This window comes from Brevibacillus sp. FIR094, assembly GCF_050477165.1.
Taxonomy (GTDB): Bacteria; Bacillota; Bacilli; order Brevibacillales; family Brevibacillaceae; genus Brevibacillus.
This window is the reverse complement of record NZ_JBEAES010000110.1, coordinates 1-244: the sequence shown is the minus strand read 5'-3', so window position 1 is coordinate 244 and position 244 is coordinate 1. Positions and strand designations below refer to the sequence as shown.

Genomic DNA, 244 nt, shown 5'->3' with positions numbered 1-244 from the left:
CGCCGGTCTGTCACACCGGAGGTCGCGGGTTCGAGTCCCGTCAGCTCCGCCATTTCTAATCAAATGAAATTGGCGCGTAAAGCATGGATATAAGGCTCGGTAGCTCAGTCGGTAGAGCAGAGGACTGAAAATCCTCGTGTCGGCGGTTCGATTCCGTCCCGAGCCACCTTTATAGGGGCATAGTTTAACGGTAGAACGAAGGTCTCCAAAACCTTTGGTGTGGGTTCGATTCCTACTGCCCCTG

General features: G+C 54.1%; 2 tRNA genes. Both read left to right on the top strand.

Annotation, left to right across the window (positions count from 1 at the left end):
• The first annotated feature begins 93 nt into the window (after window positions 1–93).
• Window positions 94–166: transfer RNA gene (locus ACQ5DJ_RS30090), tRNA-Phe, on the top strand.
• Between the two features lie 7 nt (window positions 167–173).
• Window positions 174–244: transfer RNA gene (locus ACQ5DJ_RS30085), tRNA-Trp, on the top strand.